This is a genomic window from Parundibacterium terreum, assembly GCF_014636315.1.
GTDB lineage: Bacteria > Pseudomonadota > Gammaproteobacteria > Burkholderiales > Burkholderiaceae_D > Undibacterium > Undibacterium terreum.
This window is the reverse complement of sequence record NZ_BMED01000008.1, coordinates 1-12,557: the sequence shown is the minus strand read 5'-3', so window position 1 is coordinate 12,557 and position 12,557 is coordinate 1. Positions and strand designations below refer to the sequence as shown.

The 12,557-nt window shown below is 54.3% G+C and carries 9 protein-coding genes; all 9 read right to left on the bottom strand.

Annotation, left to right across the window (positions count from 1 at the left end):
- Positions 1 to 165: 165 nt before the first annotated feature.
- Positions 166 to 1,056, bottom strand: a complete 891-nt coding sequence (truA, locus tag IEW12_RS26385) for a tRNA pseudouridine(38-40) synthase TruA (protein ID WP_188569148.1) — start codon at positions 1,054 to 1,056, stop codon at positions 166 to 168.
- Between the two features lie 91 nt (positions 1,057 to 1,147).
- A complete protein-coding gene (locus tag IEW12_RS26380; RefSeq protein ID WP_188569147.1) occupies positions 1,148 to 4,045 on the bottom strand; it encodes a motility hub landmark protein FimV in 2,898 nt (965 codons plus the stop codon).
- Positions 4,046 to 4,657: 612 nt separating this feature from the next.
- Complete coding sequence (gene asd, locus IEW12_RS26375; RefSeq protein ID WP_188569348.1) at positions 4,658 to 5,785, bottom strand: aspartate-semialdehyde dehydrogenase; 1,128 nt, start codon at positions 5,783 to 5,785, stop codon at positions 4,658 to 4,660.
- A gap of 204 nt (positions 5,786 to 5,989) precedes the next feature.
- Positions 5,990 to 7,060: a 3-isopropylmalate dehydrogenase gene (leuB, locus tag IEW12_RS26370; RefSeq protein ID WP_188569146.1), complete on the bottom strand. Its 1,071-nt coding sequence runs from the start codon at positions 7,058 to 7,060 to the stop codon at positions 5,990 to 5,992.
- 57 nt (positions 7,061 to 7,117) lie between these two features.
- The gene (gene leuD, locus IEW12_RS26365; protein ID WP_188569145.1) at positions 7,118 to 7,765 is read right to left on the bottom strand and encodes a 3-isopropylmalate dehydratase small subunit; all 648 of its coding nucleotides are present in this window, start codon (positions 7,763 to 7,765) and stop codon (positions 7,118 to 7,120) included.
- Positions 7,766 to 7,774: 9 nt separating this feature from the next.
- Positions 7,775 to 7,897 (bottom strand): entericidin A/B family lipoprotein, encoded by a 123-nt coding sequence (locus IEW12_RS26360; protein WP_188569144.1) that lies wholly within the window; start codon positions 7,895 to 7,897, stop codon positions 7,775 to 7,777.
- Between the two features lie 57 nt (positions 7,898 to 7,954).
- Positions 7,955 to 9,358: a 3-isopropylmalate dehydratase large subunit gene (gene leuC, locus IEW12_RS26355; RefSeq protein ID WP_188569143.1), complete on the bottom strand. Its 1,404-nt coding sequence runs from the start codon at positions 9,356 to 9,358 to the stop codon at positions 7,955 to 7,957.
- Between the two features lie 266 nt (positions 9,359 to 9,624).
- Positions 9,625 to 10,809 carry an MFS transporter gene (locus IEW12_RS26350; RefSeq protein WP_188569142.1) on the bottom strand — a complete coding sequence of 395 codons (1,185 nt, stop codon included), beginning with the start codon at positions 10,807 to 10,809 and terminating at the stop codon, positions 9,625 to 9,627.
- A gap of 90 nt (positions 10,810 to 10,899) precedes the next feature.
- On the bottom strand, positions 10,900 to 11,979 hold the full coding sequence (gene aroC, locus IEW12_RS26345; protein ID WP_188569141.1) for a chorismate synthase: 1,080 nt from the start codon (positions 11,977 to 11,979) through the stop codon (positions 10,900 to 10,902).
- Positions 11,980 to 12,557: the final 578 nt, after the last annotated feature.

Here is a 12,557-nt window from a genome sequence, read left to right as displayed (position 1 = left end):
AAAGCGTCATTTTACCGGATTTCAGTGGGGAAAGCCGATAAATCATGCTTGCCACACTAATAACAAACCCGATTTATCAGGCTTCCTTGTGATTTTTTGTGCAAATCAGCAACACTATGAAAAGTCTTGCAATTTGAAATATTGCTGCAAAGATAGAAATCGGCTTCAGGGCAGCGCAATACCCAAAAATCCCGGGAAATGCCCCTGATCGATTTGCGGCAGCGCCCACTTCTTATCGTAGTCTATTCTGGCGAGATAGAGGCCATCCGGCATGAAAGTCGGGGCAGACAGGCTACGGTCCCGGCTTTCCAGTAATTCCGCGATCCATGGCGGCTCACGGCGGCCGGTTCCGACAAAAATGAGAGAACCCACAATATTGCGCACCATATGATGCAGGAAAGCGCTGGCACGCAGCGTAAATACAATCAAATCACCCTGCTGCCGTATCTGGACCTCGTACATGTGCTTGACCGGGGTCTTTGCCTGGCAGGACGCGGCGCGAAAGACCGTGAAGTCCTGCTCACCGATCAGGTGGACCGCTGCTGCCCTCATCCTGTCCACATCCAGGGGCCGGAACACCCAGCCGGCGCGCTCAGCCCAGATAGGCGAACGCACTGCGCTATTGTGTACGACGTAATGATAAGTACGCGCATAAGCGCTGAAACGCGCATGAAAATCCGCCTGGGAGTCATGCAATTCATCTTCCCTGACTTCATGCGGCACTTCCGTAGCCCATTGCACCGCAATGGAGGCAGGCAAAAAGGCATTCACCCCGTTGACCCAGGAGTAAGCGGCCCGGTCCAGCTCGGTATCAAAGTGGACGATCTGCTCCAGCGCATGCACTCCAGCATCGGTACGACCGGCACAGGTCGTCGCTATAGGTGCCTTGGCGAACGACGCCAGCGCCCGCTCCAGAACATCCTGTACGGTATTGCCGCTGGGCTGCGTTTGCCAGCCGCTCCAGGGGCTGCCATTGTATTGGACGCCTAAAACGATACGCTTCAATTCAATTCCATTATCAAGATCACTTCCTATGCCTACCCGGCGTGCCCGCATCAGTATGCAAGATGCAGCCGTATAAATAAAACGGGCGCCAGCGAAAGCGGCGCCCGTTCGGGATTATACAAGGCTTGAAACTATTCCATCATCAACCCAGTTGTGCCAGCATGCCCTGCGCTTTGTGTATCTGGTCTGCAGTGCCGCCTTTCAATACCTCATCCAGCAGCTCGCGCGCGCCTTCCTTGTCGCCGATCTCGTGGTAGGCCACAGCCAGATCCAGCTTGGTCGCCATCTCTGCATTGTAAGACTCGGCATCTCCACCTGCGGCTTCTGCAGACGGATGCTTGTCTTCGTCAAGGTTCAGGTCAATACCGGACAGATCGAAATCATAGTTGGCAGGAGCTTCCGCTTTGGCCGGCTCTTCATGATGACCATTGGACATGGAGTGATCCAGTCCTGGCAAATCAGGAATATCCGCCATCGCGTGATGTACGTGCTCCTCTACGTGCTGTGGCACCTCAGGAATCGTAGGAACAGCAGACTCAAATGCTATTTCATTACCACTATGAATGGAATGCGCAGCTTCCTGCGGCTCCACATGCAGCTCATTGCCGGCGTCCAGTTTTACTGAATCCAGATCGAGCGAATGGCTAGCAGGGAAATCCAGCACCGCCTCTGGCGCATGCGTCACTTTTGCAGGTTCTTCTGCACCAAGATCAAAATCAATGGACTCAAAATCTACCAGTGAATTTTGCTCTGCATGATGATCGTCTGCTTTCACATGAGCTACAGGAGCGGACTCAGGAATCAGCGGCGCCTCATCCACCAGCGGCTGATGCGGGGCTTCCGGTGCAGATGCTGTAGGAATATCCAGATCGAAGTCCAGCGAACCGATATCCATTGTCGGTTGCGCATCCAGATGTGCATCGGCAGAACCGTGATGATCATCCGACGTCGCATGCGCAGTATCGATGATACTGATAGATTCCAGCATGTCTTCCGACAGGGAGTTAGCCAGCAGCGCCTCAGGATCCAGATCTTCAATAGGCTGAGTCGCCGAGCCCAGCGCTGCTGCCGTGCTCAGTGCATCAGGCGCTTTACCGCCTGCATACAGAGGATTACCTGGCTCCAGCGCAATACCCATGGAAGCAGCTTGCGCCCACTCTTCACCTTTGCCGCCGGTCATGCCATACAGCTCGCTGGCAAGGCGTTCAAAGGATTTGGTGTCCTTGCGGTTGGAATAAATTTCCAGCAATTTCACGCGCACCGCATGCCTGTCTGGCTGAGTACGCAGGGCTTCCTTCAATATCTCTTCTGCCTGGGAATCACGGCCATAAGCGATATACACGTCAGCTTCAGCAACCGGATCCACTTCGTTCGCATCCAGCTGGCTGGCAGAAGGGGCGAAGTTGGAATTGAATACGCTGTTATTCGTATCGACGCTTTGACCACCCGTGGAGCCAAACATGGAGTTTGCCTTCATGCTGGAACCAGTCAGAATGCTATCCTCAAACTGTTGCAGTTTTTTCTTGCGGCGGCTAGTGAAAATACCATAGCCACCCAGCAGGGCTACCACAATACCCGCCAGCGGCAAGACCAGCGGGTTATCCATCAAACCATCAAAGAAGCTTGGCTCAGGAGGTGGCGGTGGCGGCAAAACTTTGCGCTTGACTGCAGGCTTGGCCGGAGCCGATGCCGCAGCACTGGCATTTGCCACGACAGGAGCCGCGGCGCTCGCAGCAGGCGTCGGCGCAGGCGCTGGCTCAGCAGCTACAGGAGCTGGTGCTGGGGCCGGCTTCTCTTCCGCCTTTTTCACTTCAGGCTTGGCGTTGGCCGCAGCCTGCTTGGCAGCCAGATCCTTGTCTTTGACTTCCAGTATCTTTTGCAGGTCGCCGACGTTCTTTTCCAGCTCTTTGACGCGGGCATTGGCATCGGCAATCGCCTTATCCTTGGCCAGTTTGTCTTCTTCTGCCAGCGGTTTGCCGGTACCAGCCTTGACCGTTCCGGCTGCATTCGGGCTGGCTTTGGACAACTTCAGCTTGTCGGCAGCCTCATTGGTCGCGGTCGGCAGTTCTTTTATCTTGGCGGTGATATTGCCAGCGCCACCCTGCCCCTGCTTGCTGGCAGTCGCTTTTTCAGCCGGCGCATTGGAAACCTGTCCTGCCAGTTTATTCCTGTAGGCACTGAAGTCAGCAGCATGCGCCATGACTACGGAATGCGCCTCGCCTCCCCCAGAGGAGCGCGCGGTATCGGCGTCAGGTACCGTCAGTATCTGGCCGGCCTTCAGGCGATTCATGTTATTGCCGGCAAATGCCTGGGGATTGGCGCGGTACAGACTGACCAGCATCTGATCCAGCGACACGCCTTCCGGTTTGTAGTTGCCAGCGATCTTGCTGAGGGTATCGCCACTCTTGACCTGGTAATCGCCAGCGGATTTTCCTGCTGGGGCGGTTTCCTGCGGCCTGGAGCTGGCAACAGGCCTTCTGGACGGCTGTGCCGCTTGCGATACAGGCGCGGATACCGGCGCAGGCACACTTGGCCTTGCCTGGGAACCCTGTGTCGATGGAATATTGGCGATGCTGACCGGATTGGCTACCTGGGCAGACTGGCTATTCCTCAGTTCCGCCGGATCAAGCAGGAAGGTGTATTCGCGCAGCAGTTTACCGTTGCTGGAATTCAGCTCAAGCAGCAAATCAACGAAAGGCTCATTCATCGCCTGCGAAGAGCTGACGCGAATGACATAGCCGGAGCCGCGCTGCTCAACCACAAAACGCAAGGAAGTCAACGCCGGATTGAAGTCGATATTGGCTTGTTTGAAAGCATCTGCAGAAGCGAGCTTGGGAACCAGGGAACCCAGGTCCTCCTTGCTTGGCGACGTGAGTTCTATCTCCGCGCGCAGGGGCTGGCCAAGGGCGGAAAGTACGGTCAGACGTCCTAAACCAGTAGCATTTGCGCCGGTAGCAAGCAGCAAAAGCGCTGAAGCTACTGCGGCTCCCAGCGCTTTGCGCCCCAACAATGTGGATGGCGAGCGTTTATAGTTATGCATTTTATAGGACATTTTTGGGAAATAGGGATACTCGAATACTGTTAAGTACGGCGATTACATTGCACCTGCTGCCAGAATTTGTTGCCAAACCCTGACGTGCCTGTAACCGGGGTCATGTGTCGCAATCCATGTGAGTACTTGCCCACAAATGCGCCACTCTTACATTATCGTCTCTTGACAAGCGCCACCCGCTTAAGCCCGATCATTAGCTGTCATGAACGGCCAAGTGACACTTATTTCAAGATAACACCAGCCACCTAGCCCCGCAAGCTTAACTCTATTTACTGTTATGGTAAATACATTAAGGGCCCGAGAAGCTGTTGCCAGATTACCCGAGAGCCGAAGCGCTGCATTGATCCATCTTATGCGTTCAGCCAATTTCGCAACAAATCCGGGTAAGGTGGAACTCATTTCATAAATAACAGCCGATGCTATTTATGAAATGGGTTCTGCCTATAGTATAAATCCTTGTTGCCGTTTGACAATGAAAAGTAGAGGACTAAGGTCCTTTCTCAGCCTACTTTGTCGCATTTCAGGTAAACATTGACCCCTGAAAACAAAAAAAGAGTGACGAATCACTCCTCTTCGATGCACAAATATCTACGCTGATTATTAATCTGCTATCAGAATGCGCAGCATGCGGCGCAAAGGTTCTGCCGCACCCCACAGCAATTGATCGCCGACAGTAAACGCTGACAGGTACTCACCGCCCATTTGCATCTTGCGCAGGCGGCCTACCGGAATCGTCAGGCTGCCGGTGACTGCAGCTGGCGTCAGATCCTTCATCGACGATTCCCTATCGTTAGGAACTACCTTCACCCACTGGTTGTTGCTGGCGATGATGTCGTTAATTTCGTCCAGAGGCACGTCTTTTTTCAGCTTGATTGTCAAAGCCTGAGAATGGCAGCGCATGGCGCCAATGCGAATGCACAGGCCATCAACTGGAATTGCCTGATTGCCGAAAGCTTCACCCAAGCCGAGTATCTTGTTGGTCTCTGCACCGGCTTTCCACTCTTCCTTGGAAACGCCATTACCCAGATCCTTGTCTATCCAGGGGATCAGGTTGCCGGCCAGCGGCACGCCGAATTGCTTGGTTTCGTCGGCAGTCAGAGAGTGCTGTTTTGCCAATACTTTGCGATCTATTTCCAGGATGGCCGCTGCAGGATTATCCAGCAGCGCCTTCACCTCGGCATTGATGCTGCCGAACTGGGTCAGCAGTTCACGCATATGCTGCGCACCACCGCCGGAAGCTGCCTGATACGTCATGGAGCTCATCCAGTCCACCAGATTGTGCTGGAACAAGCCACCCAGGCCCATCAGCATGCAAGATACTGTGCAATTACCGCCGATGTAATTTTTAACGCCGCGGCTCAGTGCGCTTTTGATCACGTCCAGATTGACCGGATCCAGAACAATGATGGCATCGTCTTTCATGCGCAGCGTGGAAGCCGCGTCTATCCAGTAGCCATCCCAGCCGGATGCGCGCAATTTAGGGAAAATTTCCGTCGTGTAGTCACCGCCCTGGCAGGTAATAATAATGTCGCACTTCTTCAATGCATCAATATCATTCGCGTCTTTCAATGTCTTTTCATTCTTGGCCATTGCAGGGGCTGCGCCGCCTGTATTGGAAGTTGAAAAAAACACGGGTTCAATATGATCGAAATCACCTTCTTCCTGCATGCGTTGCAGCAGTACGGAACCCACCATTCCACGCCAACCTACCAGACCTACTAGTTTCATCATCTTTCCCTAAACACTCGCAGGACGCCCCTGCCCTCCAAAACCTGTCTAATCTCTTACTGCGCGGCCATGACCGAGGCTCACGCACTCCTCGAAATGCTCACGTACCCTTATTACCTTTATGTACGCTCCGCTTTCTGTGCTGCTCCTCACCCCGCTGACAGCCGTTCGCTACAGATCTTAAACAGGCTTCACCTACAAAAACTATCCTAAAGCCTTTACTACCGCCTCACCCATTTCGGCCGTACCGACCTTGGTGGTACCAGCCTCATAAATATCCGGCGTACGCAAGCCTTGCGCCAATACTTTCTTGACCGCATTCTCGATACGGTCCGCCTGCTCCGCCTTGCCCAGCGAGTAACGCAACATCATCGCTGCCGACAGGATTGTCGCCAACGGATTGGCCACGCCTTTACCGGCGATATCCGGAGCCGAGCCGTGCGACGGCTCATACAGGCCCTTGTTGTTCGCATCCAGCGAAGCGGAGGGCAGCATGCCGATGGAACCGGTCAGCATCGCCGCCGCATCGGACAGGATGTCGCCGAACATATTGCCGGTCACCATCACGTCGAATTTCTTCGGCGCGCGCACCAATTGCATCGCCGCGTTATCCACATACATATGATCCAGCGCTACGTCTGGATATTCTTTGTGCACATCGGTAACGATGTCCTTCCAGAACTGGAAAGTTTCCAGCACATTGGCCTTGTCGACGCTGGTCAGGCGCTTGTCCCGTTTTTGCGCTGCCTGGAAAGCGACGTGGGCAATGCGCCGTATCTCACCCTCCGCGTAGCGCATCGTATCGAAACCTTCGCGCTGTCCCTTGAAAGGACCATCCGGCGCCTCACGCACGCCGCGTGGCTGGCCGAAGTAAATGTCGCCGGTCAGTTCGCGGATGATCAGGATATCCAGGCCGGAAACGACTTCCGGTTTCAATGTTGAAGCACCGGCCAGTTCCGGATACAAAATCGCCGGACGCAAATTGGCGAACAGGCCCAGGTTCTTGCGCAAACCCAGGATAGCTTGCTCGGGGCGCAAGGAGCGCTCCAGCGTATCGTATTTCCAGTCTCCAACCGCACCGAACAAGACCGCGTCTGCTTCTTGCGCCAGCTTCAGGGTTGCTTCCGGCAGCGGATGCCCGTGTGCAGCATAACCGGCACCGCCGACTGGAGCCGATTCCATTTCAAAGGACTCGCCAAGGGTATTCAACACCTTGACGGCCTGCTCGATAATTTCCGGACCTATGCCGTCACCCGGCAAAATTGCGATTTTCATTTATAGACAAGCTTCAAAAAAGGAAGGTAGCAAATAATCAGACCAAATCAGATCAACTCAGATCGTGTTTGCGAGCCATGGCTGCGTCGCCAGATGGCGCTCTTCAAATGCGCGTATCTTGTCCGACTGGCGCAACGTCAGGCCGATATCATCCAGACCGTTGAGCAGGCAATATTTGCGGAAGGTATCCACTTCAAACGGATAGCTGACGCTGCCATTGGAAGTAGTCACAACCTGCTTCTCCAGATCAACGATCAGGCGGAAGCCAGGAAACGCTTTCACCTGACTGAACAAGTCATCCACCTGCTGCTCCGTCAGAACGATAGGCAACAAGCCGTTCTTGAAGCAGTTATTGAAAAAGATATCGGCAAAACTGGGAGCGATTACCGCGCGGAAGCCATACTGGTCCAGCGCCCACGGCGCATGCTCGCGGGAAGAACCGCAACCGAAGTTTTTGCGGGTCAGCAGTATCGATGCGCCCTGATAGCGCGGCTGGTTCAGCACGAAATCAGGATTCAACGGACGCTTGCTATTGTCCACGCCCGGCTCACCATGATCCAGATAGCGCCACTCATCAAACAGGTTGGGGCCAAAGCCGGTGCGCTGTATCGATTTCAGGAATTGCTTGGGTATGATGGCATCGGTATCCACGTTTGCCCTGTCCATAGGGGCAACCAGGCCATCAAGTACAGTAAATTTTTCCATGCTCACACTTTATTTTTTGCCGACACTTTCAACTGCCTCACCGGCCCGTTTCACGTCCTTGCCAATACCTTGTACGGTATTGCAGCCGGCTAGCACAAATACACACAATCCCAACATCCAGAGCTTTTTCATGTGAATTCCTTTTTTCAGATTTCTATTTTTTTAACTTCAACAACCAGCGATTTTCTATTAGCGTACGCCACGCACATCGACAAAATGGCCCGCGATCCCTGCTGCTGCGGCCATTGCAGGCGACACCAGGTGGGTACGCCCGCCCTGCCCTTGCCTGCCTTCAAAATTACGGTTGGACGTCGAAGCGCAGCGCTCACCCGGCTCCAGCCTGTCGGCATTCATTGCCAGGCACATCGAACAACCCGGTTCGCGCCATTCAAAACCGGCGTCGCGGAATATCTTGTCCAGGCCTTCACGCTCTGCCTGGTCCTTGACCAGGCCGGAGCCCGGAACGACCATCGCCAGCTTCACATTTGATGCACGATATTTGCCGCGCACTACCGCCGCGGCGGCGCGCAAATCTTCTATGCGCGAGTTGGTGCAGGAGCCGATAAACACTTTGTCGATACGGATGTCGGAGATCGCAGTGTTGGGTTTCAGCGCCATGTACACCAGCGCCTTTTCCATCGCATCGCGCTTGACCGCATCTTTTTCCTTGTCAGGATCAGGAACGCGGCCCTCTACCGATACCACCATTTCCGGCGAAGTGCCCCAGGTGACTTGCGGGGTAATTTCCGCAGCGTTCAAGGTAACCACCATATCGAACTTTGCGCCAGCATCGGTGTGCAAGGTGCGCCAGTATTCCACAGCGCGATCCCAGTGCGGGCCGACCGGAGAAAACGGACGTCCCTTTACGTAGTCGATAGTAGTCTGGTCAACAGCGATCATGCCGGCGCGCGCGCCCGCCTCGATAGCCATATTGCAGACCGTCATGCGGCCTTCCATGGATAGGCTGCGTATTGTGGAGCCGGCAAATTCAATTGCATAGCCCGTGCCGCCTGCGGTGCCTATTTTGCCAATGATGGCCAGCACGATATCCTTGGCAGTGACGCCGGCAGGCATTACACCGTCAACTTGCACCAGCATGGATTTCGATTTTTTTGCCAGCAGGGTCTGCGTTGCCAGCACATGCTCAACTTCAGATGTGCCTATACCATGCGCCAGACAGGCAAACGCGCCATGGGTCGAAGTATGAGAGTCGCCGCAAACGACTGTCATGCCCGGCAGGGTTGCCCCCTGCTCCGGTCCGATCACATGCACGATGCCCTGGCGCTTGTCGGCCATGCTGAAATAGGTCAGGTCATAAGTTTTCGCATTGGCATCCAGAGTCTCCACCTGCAGGCGCGAGGTAGGATCTTCGATGCCATTGATACGGTTGGTGGTCGGCACATTGTGGTCAGCAACCATCAGGTTGGCGGAATTGCGCCACGGCGTACGGCCAGCCAGCTTCAGGCCTTCAAAGGCTTGTGGGCTGGTCACTTCGTGCAATAGGTGCCTGTCTATATATAAGATGGAGGTGCCGTCTTCATCCGCATGCACCACATGGGATTCCCAAAGTTTGTCGTAAAGCGTTTTAAGCATGATCTGCAACCTGAAATAGTGCGTAAATAGTGCGTACTGCTGAATTTAGCTCTTGATTATGCCACAATTGTGCAGCGCAGAACCACGCCAAAAGCCAAGTTGGGCACACATTTTTCAAGATAAAAAATCAGGAAGACTATTAAACGCCGAATTTTCATCAGAAAATTCAAACAAACTTGGATTTTGGCCGGTTTTTATTCAGCTGCCGATTCAGGCACGCACCAAAATGGAGATACTGCTGCGGGGAAACCTATGGTACCCGCAACTCAGGATGCAAGGCTGTTGCTTGCATGCGCCTGCCAACGGAAGTACAAACACGCGGATAACAATCCGGCAACAGCGAAGACGGACGCCGCATAGTAGACAGCCTGCGGCCCAAGACCTTCCCAGATGAGTGTCAGCAGCAAGCCACCCAGGGTTCCGCCCAGCCCATAGGAGATGCTGATAAACAAGGCTTGCCCGCGCGCCTGCAAGGGGCCGGAAAACCATTGCTGTATCGTCATTACGGCTGCCGAATTGTGGGCCGCAAAACTGAAGGCGTGCAGCAGTTGCGCAAACACCAGAATGGCAAAAGACTGCGCACCCCAGCCTATCATGGCAAAACGAATGATGGCCACTGCAAAACCCAGCAGCATCAGCGCCCGGATCCCAAAGCGCTTGAAGATGGGCGCCTGATAATAAAAGAACAGAATTTCTGCCAGCACTCCCAAAGTCCACATGAAGGCGATGCTTCCCTTGCTCATGCCTAGTTGCGCTAGGTACAGCGAGTAGTACACATACAGCGAAGCATGTGCGGCCACCATCAGGAAGCAGGAAATAAAAAATGCCCAGACCTCTCGCCGCCGCAGCAAATGCGCCATGGACGGAGCCTGGCTACGGGAAGCCCCTTGCACGCTCTGCTTGATGCGCATGCTGGCGCACCAGGCTATCCCCAGCAACAGCATGGCCATCCACGGCATGCGCGCGATGCCTATCCAATCCAGAACCTGCCCCACCAGCATCAGCGTTACGACAAACCCTATCGATCCCCACAGGCGCAGCTTGCCGTAATAAGTGAGGTCGCCACGCATCTCGGCCAGCATCAATGCTTCCGACAAGGGACCCTGCGGGCTGGTGAAAGTGTTGATCAGCACCATCACGATAAAGAAGGCGGCAAAGGTCTGGCCAAAGAACAGGCCGCCGACAGAAATCGTTGCGCCCAGCGCCATCAGGCGCAATACCAGCACACGCTTTTGCGTATAGTCGGCAACCCAGCCCCAAAAATTAGGGCCGAAGATGCGCATCACCTGCATCAGCGACATCAGCACGCCAATCTGTGCGACTGTCATGCCCTTGTCAGCAAAATACAGGCTGGCATACGGCGTAAAAATGCCGGTATAGCCGTAATAGGCAAAGAAAAACAGTGCGAACTGGAAGGATTGCTGCGGCCAGGCGCGGCGTGGAACATTCATCGGATCAACGAATAGGACAGCGGAAAAAGTGGAGCAAGGAGCTAAAGGGGCTTTACTTCAGACAAGCGCATGCCGGCGCTTGTCCTTACATTATCCCAGCTTCACATCGCCACACTGCGCCCTATGTCTCAGCGCATGGTCCATCAACACCAGGGCGAGCATCGCTTCTGCGATCGGCGTGGCACGAATGCCGACGCAAGGGTCGTGGCGGCCGAAGGTCTCCACCATGACAGGATTGCCGTTTTTATCGATGGAGCGGCGCGGGATGCGAATGGAAGAAGTCGGCTTGATGGCGATGGAAACAGTAATATCCTGGCCTGTGGAAATGCCGCCCAGTACGCCGCCGGCATTATTTCCGACAAAGCCTTCCGGTGTAATTTCATCGCCGTGCTCTGAACCGCGTTGCGCAACGGATTTGAAACCGGCACCGATTTCCACGCCTTTGACGGCATTGATGCCCATCATTGCATACGCAATATCGGCATCCAGCTTGTCGTAGATGGGTTCACCGAGGCCTACCGGCACGTTGCTGGCAACAATATCTATCTTAGCGCCGATGGAATCGCCATCCTTGCGCAGCGCATCCATGTAATCTTCCAGTTGCGCGATCAAGGCCGCATCTGCAGTTGGCGCAAAGAAAGGATTGTCCTTGACGTGCTCCCAGGACTGGAAGGGGATCTCTATGTTCCCAAGCTGGCTCATGCCGCCGGAAAACACAGTGCCGTATTGCTGCTGCAGCCACTTCTTGGCTACTGCGCCCGCGCCGACCACAGGCGCAGTCAAACGCGCGGAAGAACGGCCGCCGCCGCGCGGGTCGCGGATGCCGTATTTGTGCCAATACGTATAGTCGGCGTGGCCGGGGCGGAAGGTCTCGACGATGTTGCCGTAATCCTTGCTGCGCTGATCCTGATTGCGGATCAGCAGCGCGATCGGGGTGCCGGTGGTTTTACCCTCGTAAATACCGGACAGGATTTCTACGGTATCGGGCTCTTGTCTTTGCGTGACGTGGCGCGAAGTGCCGGGCTTGCGCCGGTCCAGATCGCCTTGAATATCGGCAGCGGATAGCTCCATGCCGGGTGGGCAGCCGTCAATGACGCAGCCGATTGCAGGACCGTGAGACTCACCAAAGGTTGTTACGGTAAAAAGCGTTCCAAAAGTGTTGCCAGACATAAAATATGCGGTAATGATTAGGCCAATAGGCAGGATTCATACAATTCTAACAGCGATAGGGGTGCATAGACGGCAAAGAAACTGCGGCAATCCAACAAAAGCTTGTGAATTAAAGAATTAAATTCGCCAATTATCTGTGCAAGCCACGATTTCTGATGTTTTCTTTTGGTAATCTTGTTTTATACTCCTCGAAAGCCTACTGAAGCGCAGCTACACTCGCTACAATCGTTACCATCGCTAAAATCAGGCTGTTTGTTTGCTCAACTGTTTTACTCATTAAATAAATATAAGAAGACCCTTAATTTTTCGTCAGCATCTGTGAAAAGAAAGATAAGTCCATTTATGGAGTCGCACATCAGATGAACGCAATGATCCACTCTTCGGAAGATGACCTCGTTTTCCTGGACGAACCAGAGGCCAATGAGCCTTCGGTAGCTGCAAGGCCACAACTCACGTGGCGGATCATGATAATAGACGACGATCCCGACGTGCATTCGGCGACGACCTTTGCACTGGGCAGCCTGGAAATCCAGCACCGCGCCCTGAGTTTCCTGCACGCCTACTCCGCCGCCGAAGCA

Coding starts and splice junctions, on each gene's coding strand:
- IEW12_RS26350 (WP_188569142.1), bottom strand. CDS start 10,809: ATGAATGTTCCACGCCGCGCCTGGCCGCAGCAATCCTTCCAGTTCGCA.
- truA (WP_188569148.1), bottom strand. CDS start 1,056: ATGCGGGCACGCCGGGTAGGCATAGGAAGTGATCTTGATAATGGAATT.
- leuB (WP_188569146.1), bottom strand. CDS start 7,060: ATGAAAATCGCAATTTTGCCGGGTGACGGCATAGGTCCGGAAATTATC.
- IEW12_RS26380 (WP_188569147.1), bottom strand. CDS start 4,045: ATGCATAACTATAAACGCTCGCCATCCACATTGTTGGGGCGCAAAGCG.
- leuC (WP_188569143.1), bottom strand. CDS start 9,358: ATGCTTAAAACGCTTTACGACAAACTTTGGGAATCCCATGTGGTGCAT.
- aroC (WP_188569141.1), bottom strand. CDS start 11,979: ATGTCTGGCAACACTTTTGGAACGCTTTTTACCGTAACAACCTTTGGT.
- asd (WP_188569348.1), bottom strand. CDS start 5,785: ATGAAACTAGTAGGTCTGGTAGGTTGGCGTGGAATGGTGGGTTCCGTA.
- leuD (WP_188569145.1), bottom strand. CDS start 7,765: ATGGAAAAATTTACTGTACTTGATGGCCTGGTTGCCCCTATGGACAGG.
- IEW12_RS26360 (WP_188569144.1), bottom strand. CDS start 7,897: ATGAAAAAGCTCTGGATGTTGGGATTGTGTGTATTTGTGCTAGCCGGC.